Genomic DNA, 18,981 nt, shown 5'->3' with positions numbered 1-18,981 from the left:
GGAATTATATGAATAACTTCAATAATTTACCTGAGTCCTATTGGCTAGATTCTACTGAGAAAACTAATTATCCTTCTTTAGATAAAGATATGGAAGTAGATGTAGCAATAATAGGAGGAGGAATGGCAGGAATAACGGCTGGGTTTATTTTAAAAAGGAGAGGCTTAAAGGTAGCTGTTCTAGAAGTAGATAGAATACTAGAAGGAACTACAGCTAAAACCACAGCTAAAATAACTTCTCAACATGGATTATTCTACGATAATTTAATAAATAATGTGGGAGAAGAAAAAGCTAGACAATATGCAGATGCAAATGAATCAGCAAAGGAATTTATTCAAAGTATAATAGAAGAAAAAGGTATAGATTGTGATTTCTCTATTATGCCTGCCTATGTTTATACTCAAGATGATTCTTATGTAGAAAAAATTAAAAAAGAAGTAGAGGCAGCATCTAGACTAGGAATTGATGCTTCTTTTGTTAGTGACACTCATTTACCTTTTCCTATTAAAGGAGCAGTAAGATTTGAAAATCAAGCTCAATTTCATCCAAGAAAATATTTATTAGAGTTAGCTAAAGAAATACCAGGAGAAGGAAGTCATATATTTGAAAACACTAAGGTATTAGATGTAAAAGAAAATACACCTAATGAAGTTATAATTGAAAATGGCTATACTGTTAAAGCAAATAAAGTTATAATTGCCTCCCATTATCCTATGGAAAACCTTAAAGGTTTATATTTTTCTAGAATATATACAGAAAGAGCATACATAATAGGAGTTTTAGCAGAAGAGAACTTTCCAGAGGGAATGTACATTAATGCTGAAAGCCCTACAAGGTCTTTAAGAAGACAAAGATATAAAGATGGACAAATGATACTAATTGCAGGAGAAAATCATAAGACAGGGCAAGGAAAGAGCACAGAGGTGCATTATAATAGTCTTAAACAATTTGCTGAAGATAATTTCACAATTAAAGATATCCCCTATAGATGGTCAACTCAAGATTGTATGACTATGGACGATATTCCCTTCATAGGTCATATTACCTCTAATACTAAAGGTATATATGTAGCTACAGGATTTAAAAAATGGGGAATGACTAATAGTACAGCATCAGCCATGATTTTATCAGATATAATTACAGAAGGATATAGCACCCATAGTGAAGTTTTTGATCCTTCTAGATCTGATATAAAGGGAGGTATAGGAACTTTTATAAAAGAGAATCTAAATGTAGGTTATGAATTTATAAAAGGAAAATTAAACTTAGAAGATAATGATACTGAAATCACTACTGGAGAAGGTAAGGTAGTAGATTTTAAAGGAAAAAGAGTAGGGTTCTATAGGAATACTGATGGGAAAACCTATATTGTTGATACTACATGTACACATTTAGGTTGTGAACTACAGTGGAATAAAGCAGAAAAATCTTGGGATTGTCCTTGTCATGGCTCTAGATTTTCTTATGATGGTAAAATCATTGAAGGCCCTGCATTAAAAGAATTAGATGTAACAATAATAGAGGATTAGAGCTTTGCTCTAATCCTCAGTTTTTATATTATGAATTATTTCATAGTTTCTTTTAATAACTTTTCTTCCTCTCCAGGCAAAGGCTCTATCTCCATACTTTCTTTTGAACCCTTTGTTGGACATTTCTTTTATTTCATCATAATCTAATCTATATACTAAATCCTCTTTAAATTCTTCCATATGGGTTATCTCTATTCCATCATTATGGGGACATACCTGTTGACATATATCACAACCAAATACTATGTTATCCTTTTTTATAATATCCTTATCTAACTGATCAATATCTCTTTTTTTCTGTGTTATAAAGGATTTACATCTTAATGGATTTATATCGAAATTTCCTAATATAATTTTACCAGGGCAAGAATATACACATTTCATACATTGATAACAGGTCCTATCCATAGTATTATCTGCTTCAAAGGGATAATTATTGAGAATATACCCAATAAAAAAATATGTTCCATAGTCGTCATTAATAAGATGTGCATTTATTCCATAGAATCCTAAACCTGCTCTATGTCCTAGATATCGATCTACTAAAGGTCCTGTATCAACATGGGCATGATATTTAAAGTCATTTATATGCTTATTAAGATATTCACCTATTAAATTTAATTTTTTTTGTGCAATAAGGTGATAATCTTTTGAATAGGTATAGTTAGATATATTTGATCTCTTTTCTTGTTTTACATGATAAGGAAATAGGCATACTATAATTGACTTTGCATCTTCCATTGATACTTTTGGATCAATTCTTCTTTTTATATTTGTATCTTCTAAGCCAGTAAGATGTCCTTTTTTTTCCCTATTTATCAGTATCTTTTCTAAGTCCTCATAGGGACCTATATCAGCTATACCTATTTTTTCTATACCTATACTATTACCGTACTTTATCAGTATATCCTTCATTTAAATCATTCCTCTAGTATTCTGTACTTATAAAAATAATTCTTCTAATTTCTTTGCCAAACCTTCTTCCGTGTTAGGTTTTATAATATCATGATCAGGTAATGCATGGATTAATTTATCATGAGCATTTCCCATTATATATCCTTTACCTACTGTTTTTAACATTTCTAAATCATTTAATCCATCTCCAAAGGCTATTGCTTCTTGGGGTTTAATATTATGTTTTTCTAATACCTTCTCAATAGCATGGCCTTTAGATATACCTTTAGGCATTATCTCTAAGCAATTTATTAAAGAAAATGCCACATTTAGTCTATTAGGATACATCTTTTCTATCCTGTCTTGTAGCTTAACTAAACTTTCATGATCTTCACTTAAAAAGAAGAATTTAGTTGCAATAAGATTTTCAAAGTTATTAAAATCTACTATTTCATATAAAAAATTTGATTCCTTAGTAAACTCATCTAACCATCTATTTTCTTTCTCCACAAACCATTTATCTTCCTGATAAAAGTTCTTATGAATATTTTCATCTACTTTTAAATCTAATAGCCCTTTTACAATATCCTCCTCAATATCATATCCTAATAATTTGTTTTTATTAGAATCATGGACTCTACAACCATTAGATGTAATAAATATAGAATCTAATTTTAAATCATTTCTAATATAGTCTATGTCTTTATGATGCCTTCCAGTGGCAATAAAGAAGTGTATACCTCTATCTATAACTTTTCTTACAATACTTTTTGTATATTCACTTACTCTATGGTTACTATTTAAAAGCGTTCCATCTAAATCAGATATTATAGCTTTATATTTCATTTTATCCTCTCCTAGCTAATTTAAAATGTCGATATTTTAAGTATATAATATTTAATATTTAAATCAATAGGGGCAAAGGTTTGCATACAAAAATAATTTATATTTGTTATTTCAGTACATTTATTTGCTTTTTCTTAAATTCTTAAAAAAATCCTTCATTATTGTAGAACATTCTTCTTCTAATATTCCCCAAGTTACATCCACCTGATGATTTAATCTATTATTTTCTACTATATTCACTATAGAACCACAGCCTCCACCTTTTAAATCAGGAGCTCCTATTACTAATTTCTCTATTCTAGAGTTGACTATAGCTCCAGCACACATAGGACAGGGTTCGATTGTTACATACATAGTACATCCTGATAATCTCCATCCTCCTAGAAAGTCTGCTGCATCTTGAATAGCCATTATTTCTGCATGAGCAGTAGGATCTTTTAATTCTTCTCTAAGGTTATGAGCTGAGGCTATTATTTTATTATCCTTAACTATTATACATCCTATTGGCACCTCTGCTAAATTATAAGCATTTTGAGCTTCCCTAAGAGCTCTTTTCATAAAGTATCTATCCATATATTTTCTCCTATTCCACTATAAAAGCCCTTTGGTTCCCCCAAAGAGCTCAATAATATTCTAAATTATATTTTTTGAAAAGACCAATGGTGCTCCCGAGAGGAATCGAACCCCTGACACACGCCTTAGGAGGGCGTTGCTCTATCCTACTGAGCTACGAGAGCATACATTAAACCTTTTATTATTGTATAGTATTTTACTTTTTTTGTCAACTTGTGAAATAATGTATTTAACTCATTAACCATCGATATAATCTAACAAAAATATTTGCTCTTTTTATTTCTTCATCAGCAAAAAGATCTATTGTATCTTTTTTAACTCCATTTTTATATACTTCTAATACTCCCATTTTTTCTCCTTTTTTCACTGGAAAATCTCTATTACCATTTAAAATAATCTTTGTATTCACTTTGTTTTTTTTATTTATTACTATATATTTATCTTTATTTGGTACTAACTTAATATTAGGAGCCTTAGCTTCATTAAGTTTTACATATATTCCTTCTTCCCTAGTTATTACTTTTTCAGATTTAAAATTATCAATACCATAATTTAATAGAGCTTCACTTTTTTCTTTTCTTTCCTTTTCTGAAGCTGTTCCCATAATTATTCCTACAAGTCTCATATTCTTATCGTTTTCTTCATCTTTGGGTATGTTGATAGTAGATACTAGACAATAGCCAGCTCCATCTGTATGCCCAGTTTTAAGCCCATCTACCAATGGCATATCCCTTAGCAAAGGATTAGTATTTACTTTATAGTTTCTAGTTGATACTTCAATACTTCTTTTATCCGTTATCTTTAAAACTTCTGGATAGGTTTTTAATATATAACTGGATAACTCATTTATTTCTCTTATAGTCATGATATTTTCTGTACCATCATCTTCTGGGAGTCCATTAGTATTCACGTATTTAGTATTTACCAATCCCAATTCTCTAGCTTTATCATTCATCATTTTCACGAATTCTTTTTCTGTACCAGCTACATGTTCGGCTATAGCTACACAGGCATCATTAGCTGAAGCTATCATTATAGCCTCTAAAAGAGTATGAAACTTGAACATTTCACCTTTTTTTAAATAAAAAGTAGATCCCCATTCCTTGGGTGGGTTATCACCTATTGTTACTATATCTTCGTAGTATACTTTCCCTTCTCTTATTGCATCCATACTTATAAGATAAGTCATAAGCTTCGTTATGCTTGCAATATTTAACTTTTCATCTGTATTTTTACTATAAAGTATTTCTCCTGTTTCATAATCTGATAATAATACTCCAAAAACATCCTCATCAAAATCTTCTCCCCATACTAAAGAACTAAAGCATATTATCAAAATCAAAGTAAGTATGACTGTTTTCTTCATTTTATCCCCCTTGCAATACTCTAATTATCATATAACCATTTATCTACAGTATCTTCTATATTATTTCCCGTTACGTCTTCTACCACTTTAATAAAATCTGAGGTAGTTGCATTTTTAAACCTATATTCATCAAAATATTGTTGTAATATACTATATAACGTTTCTTTTCCATACTGATTTTGAATATCATATATCATCATAGCTCCTTTTGCATATACTAAAGGACCATAATCTTCCCATCCAACAAATTTATCTAAAGATCTTATTACAGTATTATCTTCTATACTATCTTTCGAATATTCATAATTATTCTTTATACTTCTCTCATAGTAGTCCTCTGCAGTATCTTCATCATATTGTTCTGTTGCATATAAAAATTCAGAATAAGTTGCTAAAGATTCATCTAACCAGGCTTCATCTATCTGATTATTTCCAACTAACCCATACCACCATTGATGAGCTGTCTCATGAGTTATAATAATTTCTAATGTTCCTAAAGTACTGTCAGTATAATATTTATCTCCTATATATACAATCCCTGGGTATTCCATACCACTAGGAAAACTAGTCTGAACCACACTGTACTGACCATAAGGATATTTTCCATATATATTATTGTAATGCTTTATTGAGTTTACAGAATAGTCCATAGCAGCCCTTTTTACACTATCCTTTACATCATCTAAAAAATATAGCTTTACAGTAGTTCCATCATGATTTTTTACTATCTTCTCAAAGTATTCACTAGCAACCCAAGCAAAGTCTCTCATAAGCTTTGATTCTATTTTCCAAATTTTATTTTCTCCCTTAACTTTTTCAGATAGTATATTTCCTGAGGAAGCTATTTCTATCTCCTTTGGAGCATTAATAGTCACATTATAATTACCTACATCACTATAAAATGGGTCTCCAATACTATAGTATGGATCAAGATTCCAACCATCACCATCATATACTGCCGCTACTGGATACCAATTCCCGAAATTATAAGTTTTATCTCCATAACCAAATCTATCTTGAGCAGAAGGAAGCTTAACTGTATATTGCATTTCAATATCTATTTTTTCTCCTTGCTCTAACTTATTTTCAAGATCTAATCTTAGTACAGTGTTTCCTTTACCCAATATTTTATAATTAATTTTCTTTCCACTAATTTTGATGCTCTCTATGTCAATATACCCTGGACTAAACCCCTCTGGATATGCTGACTCGAAACTATCAAATAAAAAGGGAGCTGTATCCTTCTGTCTAAAAGTATTAGGGTATATATGAAAATATATATTTTCTAAATCTATTTCTTCATTATTAATATACTTAACTAGTTGTTTGCCATTATAAGTTTTCTCATCTGGATTGAAGCTAACTTCAATATTGTATTCATTTATTTCATTTAAGCTTACATCATTATAATCATCTATTATCAGGGTACCAAAATCTTTTTCTTCCTCAGTCTCAACCATTTGTTTGATAGGATGTTCTTTACATCCTATTAATCCGCTAGCTAATAGAAGAATAATAATTATGATGAAAATATTTCTTCTTATCCTCACTCAAAATCCCTCCCAATATTTATCTCTCCTTCTATTTTATATTAAAATAGAATAGAAAATAACCCTTCAACTTATATTTTTACCAATAATAAAAGAGAGCAGATAAACTGCTCTCTAAAAATGTATGCTTTATCTCTTTTTTCTATAACTTATTTTACTTAGAATATAACCATTCATCCATAAAAGAATCAAGTTCTTCCCCTGTTACTTCTTCTGCTATAGATATAAAATCTTCTGTGGTAGCATTCTTGAATTTATTTTCTTTATAATAGTGATGTAATATTTCATATAGTTTTTCTCTACCATATTCCTTCTCTATTTCATAAAGCATCATAGCTCCTTTCCAATAGGCTAATGCTGAATAATCATCCCATCCACCAAACTTACTTAAAGATTTTACTATTCTTCCGTCCTTTATAGTATCTTTATCTCTTTCATATTTTTGTTTAATATTAGTATCATAATAATATTCACCTCTAGATTCACCATACTGTTCTGATGTATATACTACTTCTGAATAGGTGGCAAGAGACTCATCTAACCATGCTTCATCTATCTCATCATTGCCTACTACTCCATACCACCACTGATGAGCGGTCTCATGAACTAAAACATGCTCTAAGTGATGTAATACACTAATATCATAATATCTTTCACCAATAAAAACTATACCTGGATACTCCATTCCAGAAGGAAAACCAGTTTCAACTATACTATATTGACCGTAAGGATATTTTCCAAATGTATTATTAAAATGGTTCATTGAGTTTATTGCATACTCAATTGTTTTCTCTTTTACTTTTTCATCTATTCCCTTTAGAAAGTATAGATTTATATCGATACCATCATGAGTCTCTACTACCTTTTCGAAAAATTCACTACCAACCCAAGCAAAATCTCTCATAAGTTTTGCTTCTATTTTCCAAACTTTATTATTTCCTTTAGTCTTTTCAGATATTATATTTCCTGAGGAAGCTATTTCTATCTCCTTTGGAGCATTAATTGTTACATTATAATTACTTACATCACTATAAAATGGATCTCCTACCTTATAATAAGGGTCAAGATTCCATCCATCATCATATACTGCTACCACTGGATACCAATTTCCAAAGTTTAAAGACTTATATCCCCATCCAAATCTATCTTTGGCTTCTGGAATTTTTACTGTATATTCCATTTCAATGTCTATTTTTTTGCCTGGTTTTATTTTTGTTGGAAGTTCTATTTTTAATATAGTATTTCCTTCTCCTGATATGATATGTTTTACTTCTTTTTTATTAACTTTAATATTTTCCATTTCAATATATCCTGGATCAAAACCTCTAAGGTATATTGAGTTAAAATCACCTAATGTGGCTGGTGCTGTTTCTTTTTCCTTATAAGCGTTAGGATATAAATGAAAGTAAATTTCTTCTAACTCTATATCTTCATTATTTATGTATTTTACCTGTTGTTTTCCAGTATAAGTCTTATTTTCTAGATTTAAATCAACTTCAATATTATATTCATTAACTTTATCTAAGTCAATTCCATTATAATCCTCTGTTATTAACGTTCCATAGTCTTTTTGTTCATTTCCTTTTAATGTTTCTGTAATATTCTCGTTACATGCTGTTAAACTTAAAATTAAAGTAAATATAGTAAGAATATTCAGAATTTTTCTTTTATTTTTCACCTAACCCCTCCTAAGATTTATCCTGTTTTTAAACATTAATAATCCTTGTTATTGATTATTATATAATACATTTATCTTACATTAGATTAAATATCCTTTACATCCTGATGGTTTATATTACAAGTTTATTTCTATTCTTTATTTAAAAAGAGAGCAGATAAACTGCTCTCCAATAGGACTATTTCTTTTCTATTTTTTCTATTCCACCTAAAAATGGTCTTAATACTTCAGGAATTATTACTGATCCATCCTCTTGTTGGTAATTTTCAAGTATTGCAGCTGTTGTTCTTCCCAAAGCTAAACCAGATCCATTTAAGGTATGAAGAAATTCTGGCTTATTTGTATCATTATTTCTATATCTAATATTAGCTCTTCTTGCTTGGAAATCTTCAAAGTTACTACAAGAAGATATCTCTACATATCTTCCATAACTAGGCATCCATACTTCTAGATCATAGGTTTTAGCTGAAGAAAATCCTAAATCTCCTGTACAAAGCTCTACTACCCTATAAGGTAGTTTAAGAAGTTGAAGTATTTTTTCTGCATCCCTTGTAAGTTTTTCTAATTCCTCATAAGAATCCTCAGGCTTTACAAATTTAACTAACTCAACCTTATTAAACTGGTGATTTCTTATAAGTCCCCTAGTATCTCTTCCAGCTGATCCCGCTTCTTGTCTAAAACAAGGGGTATAGGCTGTATATTTAATCGGTAATTCATCTTCATTTAATATTTCATCTCTGTGAATATTAGTAACTGGTACCTCTGCTGTAGGTGCCAAGAAAAAATCTTTAGATGGAATATTAAATGCATCCTCTTCAAATTTAGGAAGTTGTCCTGTCCCTGTCATGCTATCTCTATTAACTAAAAATGGAGGAATTACTTCAGAATAATCTCCCTCATGGATGTGAGTATTTAACATGAAATTTATTAAAGCTCTTTCAAGACTAGCTCCTAATCCTTTATATAGAGTAAATCTTGCTCCTGCTATTTTAGTAGCCCTCTCAAAATCTAGTATATCAAGCTCTGTACCAATATCCCAATGAGCTTTAGCTTCAAAGTCAAACTTTGTAGGTTCTAAATTTTTTCTTATTTCTTTATTATCTTCTTCACTTTCACCTATAACTACGTTAAGGTTTGGAAGATTAGGTAATTCTAATATCCTATTATTTAGTTCTTCTTCAACCTCTTTCAGTTCACCATCTATATCCTTAATTTTTGCTGATAAATCCTTCATCTCTTTTAATACTTCAGATATATCTTTACCTTCTTTTTTCAGCTTAGGTATCTCTTTAGAGACACTATTTTGCCTAGCTTTCATTTCTTCTACTATCTGTAGTATTTCTCTTCTTCTTTCATCTAGATTATATACTGAATCTACATCAAAGTTTCCTTTTCTAGTACTTAGAGCTTTTTTTACTTTCTCTAAATCATTTCTAATCATTTTTAAATCTAACATCATTATCACTCCTTTTTTTATACTAATTAGACAATAAAAAACCTCTCGTCCCTATTTAAATAGGGACGAGAGGTTTAAATTCCCGCGTTGCCACCCTAGTTGATTATTTATAAATAATCCCCTTGGTACACTATAACCGGTGCTCGGTTCTACCTTATTTCGGTAGAATGCTCAGAGATGGATTCAATAACTAATAGCATCGATTTACACCAACCATCGACTCTCTTTAGAAATTAGATTATTTACTATTTCTCTTCAATGCATATATTTTTCCGATGACTAACAATTCTAATAATCCATCCTCTCAAGGCTGGAGTAAAGAATTGAAAAGTCCCTGGATAAGACGACTTCGCATCAGAAATACATCTGACTGAGTCTTACTTTATATTATCGTTAATTGTAGCATATATAACTTTTTATTTCAAGGTACATTTTTAAAAAATTGTATATTTTTTATACTTCAGTCAATAATCCTTATAGATACTTTTATAAGGGGGCTATCATATGAATGAGATTGATGTATATAGTAAACTATCTGAGCTTAAGGAAGTAGATTATAAAAACACTTTAGCTATTGCAAGTATTATTGAAGTTTTAGTTGAAAAAGGTATTATACAAAGAAATGATATTTCAAAGAAATCTCGTGTTCTAGATTCTATGAGTTTAGAAGACCTTAGAATACTGAGATTAAGTAAAAAATAGGTTCCCTTTAAAGGGAACCTATTTTTATTCTTCTTCAGTTGTTTCTTCTGTTTCAGTATCTTCAGTTTCTAATTCATCTGTTGTTTCTTCTGTTTCTATATCTAATTCTTTATTTAATTCATTTAATATACCTTCTAATTCTTCAATATATTCTCCATATTTTGCCCAGTCACCTTTTTGAGAGGCTTCTTTTGCCTTTTTAAATATTTCGTTAGCATTTTGGATGGTTCCTTCTATTTTTTTAGAAGTTTCTCCATCTTCTACATCTGTAACTACCCCATCTTCATTCTTCTGTCTATTTAACTGCCCAAAGATCTTAGATAAGGCTGTATCTAGGTTTTGTTCCATTACTATCTGATTTTTATATGCCACTATTACTCTCTTCATTTCAGGGATGTTATTTTTATTTGATGCTTGAATATATACTGGTTCTACATATAGTAATGAATTCTCTATTGGTATTGTAAGTATATTACCTCTTAATACATTAGATCCTTCCTGACTCCATAAAGTAAGCTGAGGAGATATATCTGAATCTTGATCTATCTTTGACTCTACCAACATTGGACCATTTACCGTTATACCCTTAGGGAATCTATAGAGATATAGATTACCATATTCTTCTCCATCATTTCTTGCAACAAATAAACTGCTCATATTAGGTTTTGTAGCTGGAGTATATGGTAGGGTTAATAGAAATTCTGCTTTTTCTGAATCGGGAAGCTTGAACATCATATAATTAGGTTCAATTGGAACCTCTTCTCCCATATATATTTCATTACCCACATTCCATGCATCTTCAGAATTATAGAATACTACTGGATTATCCATATGATATATTTCATATACCTTTGATTGGATACTAAATAATGTCTGTGGATACCTTACATGATTAAATAATCCTTCAGGCATCTTATCGGAAGATTTAAATAAATCCGGGAATATCTTGCTATAAGTATTTACCATAGGATCTTCTTCATCAAAGATATAAAAATTTGTTTCTCCATTATAAGCATCTACAACAACTTTAACTGAGTTTCTTATATAGTTTGTACTTGTTTCTTCACTATATGGTTGAGAATATGGATATGCATTAGTAGTAGTATATGCATCTATTATCCAGTATAATTTCCCATTTTCTTGATTGGAAACTATATAAGGGTCTTTATCATATTCTAAAAATGGAGCTATTTTATTAACTCTATCAACTATATTACGATTTATTATAATTTTACTATCTGAATTAACATTACCAGATATAAGTATTTTTAAATTCCTTTCTCTAATGGCAAATAATATTTTATTAAAACCATTAAGAGGGACACCTGCTGTACCTTCATATTTTACCTCTACATTATCTGACCCTTGAGGATAGTCAAACTCTGTCTCATCTGTATTTACCACTATATAATTATTTGTTATCTCACCAAAATATATTTCTGGTCTATCTACTCTTAAATCAGTATCAGTAGTTGGTGGAATACTCCTTACTAATAATTCGGGTTGGCCGTTAGGGGCTACTGAGTTAACTGGAGATAAAACAAATCCATATCCATGGGTATATTTAAGATGTTCATTTATCCAAGTCTTTGTTTTTAACTTAGAAGAATCCATTTCTCTAGCAGATAAAAACACTTGAGTATATTCCCCATCTATCATATATCTGTCAGTATCTACATCGTTAAATTTATAGTAATATCTTATACCCTGTAGCTCATTATATACTTGTTTTAAAGGTCTATAGTCATTTATTCTAATATTCTCTATAGTTTCTTCATTATTTAATATATCTTCTTTTGTTAATTTTTGATCCACAGGAAATTCCTTCTCGATAATATTATTTAACCCATAGGCTTCTTGAGTCATATCAATATTATATTGAATAAACTCCCTTTCCTTTGAAATTTCGTCTGGCTCTACTATAAATTGTTGAATTAAACCTGCTCCTACTGCACTTAATATTCCCACTGCAACCAGTAGTGCTGGTCCTGATAATGCTGTTTTAAGATTTCTTTTATATGCACCTACTAAAGCAGTAATTGCAGATAATATTGCTAATATTGCCATTATTCTATATCCCCATAGAGTAACAGTTACATCTGTATAACTTGCACCATAAGCTACTCCTCGAGGTGAATATAAAAGATCAAAGGTCTTTAAATAATAATTAATTGCTATCAGTAAGAATCCAAAAAAAGCAAATATCCCAATTTTAAATATGGCTTTCTTAAATATCTCCTTGTTTAATAATTCTACTATATTTTTCTTATCTTTAAATCTATTCATATCCAATACGTTTTCCGGTCTTTCAATATTAGGTCTTCTTATAGATAACAATAATAAATAAAATACTGCTGTTGCTATAATTAGTACAAATAGTAAAAATAAGATTAAAGATATTATTTCTTTAAATAATGGTATTTTAAATACATATAATCCTATATCATTATTGAATATTGGATCTTTTAATCCAAAGGAGGATGCATTCATAAATTCTAATGTTGTCAGCCATAGTCCTCCAGCAAATATGGATGATACTAATAATGATATAAATGCAGATATCACAGCCAGTATTATATTAAATCTCTTTTCTCCCGGTTTTGGTGGTGTAATATTTGCTTCTTTATAGTAATTTCTCTTAGATGATATAAAATAAAAATATATCAGTCCAAATAAAATTATAAATAAAGGTACTCCGATCTTTACTTGAGTGGATAATTTAGTCAGAAACGTTTCTGTATAGCCTAGCTCATCAAACCATTTGTAGTCTGTTATAAACCCTACAATGCTAGTAAAAGAACTAAATAATACTAACAATATAGCTATAACTAAAAATAGTATAAACTTTGTTCTATCTCTCAAAATAACAACCCCTTTCAAAAAAAATAAGTAGTATAATGTTTATACCATTATACTACCCATTTATGCATTAATCAATTTATTAACCTTCTATTTTCATATCTCCTTCTTTAATCCAACCTTTTCTTCTCATTATTTCTGAGATTATTAATGTAAGGATAGCTGGTAATACAAAATGTAATAATACTATACCTACTAATCCTTCTCTACCCATTACATCTAAAGTTCCAAACTGCCCTACAAGACCACTAGTGCCCATTCCTGCCCCCAGTTTATTGTTTTCCATTCTAAATATTACAGTAGCTATAGGACCTAATATAGCTGATGTTATAATTGGAGGGATCCAAATTCTAGGATTCTTAACTATATTGGGTATTTGTAACATACTTGTTCCTAATCCTTGGGAAATCAGTCCTCCAATACCATTTTCTCTAAAACTAGCTACTGCAAAGCCTATCATTTGAGTAGCACATCCAACCGTAGCAGCTCCTGCCGCTAACCCAGATAGACCTAAGGATATAGCTAATGCAGCACTACTAATTGGTAATGTTAATATTACACCCATTAATACAGATACTAATATCCCCATAGGTATGGGTTCTTGTTCTGTAGCTAAATTTATCAATTCTCCTAATCCTGTCATTATACTAGATACTATAGGAGCTATATATACACCGGCCATTCCTCCTAATAGTATAGTTAAAGCTGGTACTAGAACAATATCTACTTTTGTTTTTCCTTTAATTATCTTAGAAATTTCAGCTCCAATTAACGAAGCTACTAAAGCTCCTACTGGCTCACCTATTGTTATAATAGCACTAGCATCAACCATTTTTACAGTTCCTGCTCCTAAAGCACCAGTAATTATAGATGCAAAAATTCCTAATGCTGGAGCATTAATGCTATAAGCTACCCCTGCTCCTATAGCAGGCCCCATCATATATTGAGCTATTTGTCCCATATTAATTAATATATCAATATTTAGTAATGTTCCTATCTGTTTTAATATAAGTCCAATTATTAAGGATGAAAATAATCCCAAAGCCATTCCATTTAATACTTTTATTATATAATCCTTTATAGAGAAACTATTTTCCTTTTTCATTTTTTCCTCCGATCTATTTTGTATAGACTCCTGTCTTGTCACTTGTCCTAAAAAAAATATAGGCAAATGCCTATCATTAAAAATATAACACGATATTATTATTCAATCAAGTATTTTTTTATTATTAATTCATCTTTTATCTTTTTAAATACATCTTCATTTGGTACTTCAATCGTATGAATATGAACACCATCAGTAAGTGTAGATAATGGCTCTGCATTATTTTTATTTAATCTTTTTATAAATTCCTCAACATCTCTTCTTGATGAAATCATCAAATGGCCTTTTATTTCTCCATATATAGGATGTTCTACTATTACATCTAATATTCTTCCTCCTAAGTCCACAATAGTATTCAATTCCTCTTCAATATTATCATGTCCTTGATGTTGAGATACTATAGTTTTCTTTATACCTGAGGATATATTGCTTAGTATCATATAACCATTAGGGGTAGCTATTATATCATTACCCTGAGCTCTTAATATTGCTATATCTTGTACTATAACCTGTCTACTGACATCGAATCTTTTAGCAATATCAGCTCCTTTTATCGGAGTTGTACTTTTAGTTAAAATACTTATAATATTATTTTTCCTTCTATTTCCATCCATATATATCACCTCTACTTTATTCTATCTATAAAAATTATATCATACAATAACAATTTAATATTATATACTATTAAAATAAGTCAAGGACTAGTCCTTGACTTATTTTTTATGCCATTAAATATTTTTTCATTTTATTTGGGACTTCCTCTTCTGAACATTCCATAGAAATAATAAATTCCATTTTATAATCTTTTTCTATAGTCTCTAAATCATCTATTAGTTTTTCTAGTAAGTAAAAGTCTAATTCGACTATTTTGTAGAGTCCATCAATATAGATTTTTTCAATATCATAATCTTCAGCTATAATTCCACATAAAAAACCATGGAAAGTCTCAATATTCCTGATATTGAAATCCATGGCACTAATATACCTTATTTTATGATTTAAATCTAATGTATGTCTTTTTTTTGATTCAATAAATACGATATCTCCATTAACATTATTAATATCATCATTAGCCATACTTATGAGCTTCTTAGTTTTTCCTGAACCTTTTTTTCCACAAATAAAATTAACCATTTTTATCTGCCTCCCATTTTATTTTTTTAAAATTTAAAGAAATCAGTGATTATTAATATGCTCATATTAGTTTTAGTCGTATTTCATTTAAGTAAATAAAGCTTATTAATATTATTCTATATTAATATTAAAAACCCTTTAATTTTTTATTACCCTTTCTTTTGCTCTTTAAAATCTAAATTAAGATCTTTTATTTTATCTATTATATCCTCACTGTTATTAAAATAGACTACTTTTTCATCGAATGTATTTATATATATATAATTTTTCCCATTATCTTCTAAATCATTCAATGATAAATAGTGAACTTCTTCTCCTTTTTCTGAAACAAACTCATTTTCTTCATTTAACATATGTAGAAGAAGCTCTAATGTTTCCAATTCTTCATGTTTGTTTTTTTCCATTAGTATCACTCCTTTTTATGGTAATAATATTCCTATTACTATACTAGAATATATATATATAAAATGATATACTATAATAGATGTTTTTTAAAGGGAGGACTTAATATTGCGAAGACCAAACAAGAAGAAATATACTATAATAGCTTTAATTATAGTAGGAGTTATGATTCTTTCACCAGTATTATCCTTAGTGATCAGTGCTATGGCACCTTCTACAGTAGAAAGAGATATAACAAAGCAAATCGATGATGAAACAGCTTTAAAAATAATAGATATTTATAGAAACCTCAATGAATATATTGGCAAAGAGTTGTCAATGGAATTACACTTCGTATCGTTAGAGGGGTCAGAAGAATATAAAGATATTTTTTCTCTAGGAGTTACTGCTACTTTAGATAATGGAGAAGAAAAGTTCTTTGAACTATTGGCCCAAACAGAAGATGGATCAATTCCAGAAGGTCTAGAAGATTTTGATAAAGTACAAGTAACGGGATCTATAAAAGATTCTTTTGAAGAAACTCATGAGGACCATGGTCATACAACCAATGTTCCTATCATGACTGTAAAAAGTATAGAAAAGATAGAAAACCAAGATAATTAATTATCTTGGTTTTTCTTTTGCTCTCCTATAATATCATCTATTAAATCATTATCTAAAATAATCTTTGATTCCTTTAATTCTGATATAGCTCTTTCATATCCTTCTCTACATTCTTCTATATCTATAGGCTCTTTAGTCTTTCTATCCCATGCTTTACTATTTTCAAATATACCATCCTTAGACATCTCAAATACTTTTTCATCATCTATAAATGACCCTATTGGAACATAGTATTGATTAGCCACAAAACCTTCTTTCGAATTAAATAAGTCCTTACCAAATCTTTTTCCTTTATTATCCTTAATTCCTACTAGATTTAGCATAGTGGGAAATAAATCTATTTCTCCTCCTACTATTTCATTTGTTTCTTTCATTTGGAATCCAGGTATATGGAATATTAAAGGTATGTTCATAAATTCATCAAACCTATATTCTTTCCCTAGATATTCAGTCATTATTTTTTCATTCTCTGCCCTAGCTGGATATAATCCTGCATGATCTCCATATACTACTATTATTGAATCTTCATATAATCCTTCTTTTTTTAGTCCTTCAATGAATTCACCAAAGGCCCTATCTGCATAGTTTATACTTTGAATATAGTTGCCAAAAATTGTTCCTTCATGTTCTTCTTTAAGTTCTATATTCCTTAATTCTTCAGGCATATCATAAGGATGATGACTTGTTATTGATATAACCATAGAATAAAAAGGTTTTGGTGCTTCTTTAAGATAACCAACAGTTTGCTTGTAAAAATCCATATCATTTAATCCTAAATCTATAATATCCTCTTTTTCATCATAATCAAAATCTTCTAAACTAATAAAATTATCAATTCCTAATTTAGGATACATCTTATTTCTTCCCCAAAAATCCTCATTATTACCATGGAAAGAGTAAGTTGAGTATCCTTTGTTTTTAAGTATTTTAGGAAAAGTATAATAGTAATTTTCATTATAATGATTAAATATAGATAAATTATTTGTGGGATATAAAGAAGTATGACTTACAAATTCTGCATCTGAAGTATTCCCCGGCCCCACCTGCTGATAAAAATTATTAAAATATATACTATCTTTAGTCATAAATTTATTTAAATTTGGTGTAAGTATCTGACCATTATATTCATCATTAATAAGAAAATTTTGTAAAGATTCAAATTGAACTACTATAATATTTTTTCCCTCTGCTATTCCTTCGTATTTTTTATGAGGCTCTTCTTCATTTTTATCATTATTGGTGATTTTTTCAACTTCATTATTTATTTCTTCCTCTGCAATAACATCTTCTTCTTTATTGGTTATTTGAGTATATGCATCATATATATGATAGGTAAATATTCCATAATTATTATAAGCATATGTGGTATTACCCTTTATATATATAATAGGTAATATCAAAATTATAATTAATAACGGTATTATAATTTTAAATAACTTTTTATGTTTACTATTAAATAAAGAGTAGTTTATATATTCTTTGTTTAATAGTATTCCTATTGGAATCAAATCTAATATCATTGCAAAATATATAGGCCTTAAAATAAAGAATATACTTTTCCATACCGTAGGTACATTACCAACAAAAAGTAACATTGTAACTGAGGGAAGGAATCCATAATATTGATAATATACTAAGTCTACAAATAGTATTATGCCTACTAAAGCATGTATAAAAAAACTAAAGATCTTTAGTTTTTTTTGCTTTAAAAAAATTAATGGACTATAGAATAATAAAATCCATGGAACAGTCCGTAAAAAAGCTACCACAATATTTTTTTCATGGGTAAAACTATACAATAATAATACTTTTATTAGAGATATAATTAACATTACCCTTATTATTTTATATAGTGATTTCATTTCTTTATTATATCGAGTTTTGAAATTAAACATAATATTTTTCTCCTTTATTACTGTAGCTAAAGTATTTGATGTTTAGTCAGTTATTATTTAAATCAATTTACTATAATTAAAAAATACCCCAATTACTAGGGTTTACTCAGTAACCTAGCATATGTATATTCCTTATAATTCTTAAATTTCAAAAAATTCCACCATATAATTATATAACACTTTATAATTATATTAGATTAAATTTCGTTTACACTTTAACAAGTATGTTACAACTTTATGATATAATGACTTAATTTCTATTAATAAGACTTCTACTAATAAATAAAATAATCCCTTTGCAATATTGCAAAGGGATTATTTTATAAATAAAAAAACCAGCAACGTCCTACTCTCCCAGGCAGTCTCCCACCAAGTACCATCAGCGCTGA

The 18,981-nt window shown here is 29.2% G+C and carries 16 protein-coding genes, 1 tRNA gene and 1 other annotated feature; of the genes, 3 read left to right on the top strand and 14 right to left on the bottom strand.

Features of this window, described 5'->3' with window-relative positions; translation table 11 throughout:
* Positions 1 to 8 precede the first annotated feature (8 nt).
* Positions 9 to 1,529, top strand: coding sequence for an FAD-dependent oxidoreductase (locus GOQ27_RS11865; RefSeq protein WP_203367085.1), 1,521 nt, complete (start codon positions 9 to 11; stop codon positions 1,527 to 1,529).
* A 9-nt stretch (positions 1,530 to 1,538) separates the two neighbouring features.
* On the opposite strand, the gene queG is transcribed toward GOQ27_RS11865, so the two are convergent.
* From queG to serS, 8 genes are all read right to left on the bottom strand, one after another.
* Positions 1,539 to 2,444: a tRNA epoxyqueuosine(34) reductase QueG gene (gene queG, locus GOQ27_RS11860; RefSeq protein ID WP_203367084.1), complete on the bottom strand. Its 906-nt coding sequence runs from the start codon at positions 2,442 to 2,444 to the stop codon at positions 1,539 to 1,541.
* Between the two features lie 27 nt (positions 2,445 to 2,471).
* Positions 2,472 to 3,269, bottom strand: coding sequence for a Cof-type HAD-IIB family hydrolase (locus GOQ27_RS11855; RefSeq protein ID WP_203367083.1), 798 nt, complete (start codon positions 3,267 to 3,269; stop codon positions 2,472 to 2,474).
* A gap of 120 nt (positions 3,270 to 3,389) precedes the next feature.
* Positions 3,390 to 3,842 (bottom strand): tRNA adenosine(34) deaminase TadA, encoded by a 453-nt coding sequence (tadA, locus tag GOQ27_RS11850; RefSeq protein ID WP_203367082.1) that lies wholly within the window; start codon positions 3,840 to 3,842, stop codon positions 3,390 to 3,392.
* An 87-nt stretch (positions 3,843 to 3,929) separates the two neighbouring features.
* Positions 3,930 to 4,006, bottom strand: a tRNA-Arg gene (locus GOQ27_RS11845).
* A 65-nt stretch (positions 4,007 to 4,071) separates the two neighbouring features.
* Entirely contained in the window at positions 4,072 to 5,208 is a 1,137-nt protein-coding gene (locus GOQ27_RS11840; protein WP_203367081.1) for a D-alanyl-D-alanine carboxypeptidase family protein, read from the bottom strand.
* Positions 5,209 to 5,228: 20 nt separating this feature from the next.
* Positions 5,229 to 6,758 (bottom strand): M1 family metallopeptidase, encoded by a 1,530-nt coding sequence (locus tag GOQ27_RS17530; protein ID WP_350445914.1) that lies wholly within the window; start codon positions 6,756 to 6,758, stop codon positions 5,229 to 5,231.
* A 154-nt stretch (positions 6,759 to 6,912) separates the two neighbouring features.
* The gene (locus tag GOQ27_RS17525; RefSeq protein ID WP_203367080.1) at positions 6,913 to 8,436 is read right to left on the bottom strand and encodes a M1 family metallopeptidase; all 1,524 of its coding nucleotides are present in this window, start codon (positions 8,434 to 8,436) and stop codon (positions 6,913 to 6,915) included.
* Between the two features lie 178 nt (positions 8,437 to 8,614).
* Positions 8,615 to 9,892: a serine--tRNA ligase gene (gene serS / locus GOQ27_RS11825; protein ID WP_203367079.1), complete on the bottom strand. Its 1,278-nt coding sequence runs from the start codon at positions 9,890 to 9,892 to the stop codon at positions 8,615 to 8,617.
* A gap of 58 nt (positions 9,893 to 9,950) precedes the next feature.
* Positions 9,951 to 10,160 (bottom strand) — a binding site (T-box leader).
* A gap of 236 nt (positions 10,161 to 10,396) precedes the next feature.
* Between serS and GOQ27_RS11820 the strand changes: the two genes are divergently transcribed.
* Positions 10,397 to 10,594, top strand: coding sequence for a hypothetical protein (locus tag GOQ27_RS11820; protein ID WP_203367078.1), 198 nt, complete (start codon positions 10,397 to 10,399; stop codon positions 10,592 to 10,594).
* 24 nt (positions 10,595 to 10,618) lie between these two features.
* Here GOQ27_RS11820 and GOQ27_RS11815 read toward each other — a convergent pair whose 3' ends face one another.
* The 5 genes from GOQ27_RS11815 to GOQ27_RS11795 all read right to left on the bottom strand — a co-directional run bounded on the left by GOQ27_RS11815 (position 10,619) and on the right by GOQ27_RS11795 (position 16,096).
* Positions 10,619 to 13,456 carry a UPF0182 family membrane protein gene (locus tag GOQ27_RS11815; RefSeq protein ID WP_203367077.1) on the bottom strand — a complete coding sequence of 946 codons (2,838 nt, stop codon included), beginning with the start codon at positions 13,454 to 13,456 and terminating at the stop codon, positions 10,619 to 10,621.
* 79 nt (positions 13,457 to 13,535) lie between these two features.
* Positions 13,536 to 14,558 carry a PTS sugar transporter subunit IIC gene (locus GOQ27_RS11810; RefSeq protein ID WP_203367076.1) on the bottom strand — a complete coding sequence of 341 codons (1,023 nt, stop codon included), beginning with the start codon at positions 14,556 to 14,558 and terminating at the stop codon, positions 13,536 to 13,538.
* Between the two features lie 98 nt (positions 14,559 to 14,656).
* The gene (locus GOQ27_RS11805) at positions 14,657 to 15,172 is read right to left on the bottom strand and encodes a transcription repressor NadR (protein WP_203367075.1); all 516 of its coding nucleotides are present in this window, start codon (positions 15,170 to 15,172) and stop codon (positions 14,657 to 14,659) included.
* A 106-nt stretch (positions 15,173 to 15,278) separates the two neighbouring features.
* Positions 15,279 to 15,692 (bottom strand): hypothetical protein, encoded by a 414-nt coding sequence (locus tag GOQ27_RS11800; protein ID WP_203367074.1) that lies wholly within the window; start codon positions 15,690 to 15,692, stop codon positions 15,279 to 15,281.
* Between the two features lie 149 nt (positions 15,693 to 15,841).
* The gene (locus tag GOQ27_RS11795; RefSeq protein ID WP_203367073.1) at positions 15,842 to 16,096 is read right to left on the bottom strand and encodes a hypothetical protein; all 255 of its coding nucleotides are present in this window, start codon (positions 16,094 to 16,096) and stop codon (positions 15,842 to 15,844) included.
* 106 nt (positions 16,097 to 16,202) lie between these two features.
* Here GOQ27_RS11795 and GOQ27_RS11790 point away from each other — a divergent pair, with 106 nt between their 5' ends.
* Complete coding sequence (locus GOQ27_RS11790; RefSeq protein ID WP_203367072.1) at positions 16,203 to 16,697, top strand: hypothetical protein; 495 nt, start codon at positions 16,203 to 16,205, stop codon at positions 16,695 to 16,697.
* Here the strand turns inward: GOQ27_RS11790 and GOQ27_RS11785 are convergent.
* Positions 16,694 to 18,592, bottom strand: a complete 1,899-nt coding sequence (locus GOQ27_RS11785; RefSeq protein WP_203367071.1) for an LTA synthase family protein — start codon at positions 18,590 to 18,592, stop codon at positions 16,694 to 16,696. The genes GOQ27_RS11790 and GOQ27_RS11785 overlap by 4 nt on opposite strands.
* Between the last annotated feature and the right edge of the window lie 389 nt (positions 18,593 to 18,981).

It is taken from the genome of Anaeromonas frigoriresistens (assembly GCF_016820655.1).
GTDB lineage: Bacteria > Bacillota > Clostridia > Tissierellales > SIT17 > Anaeromonas > Anaeromonas frigoriresistens.
Note: the sequence above shows the minus strand (reverse complement) of the source record. Positions and strands in the feature narration are given on the sequence as shown.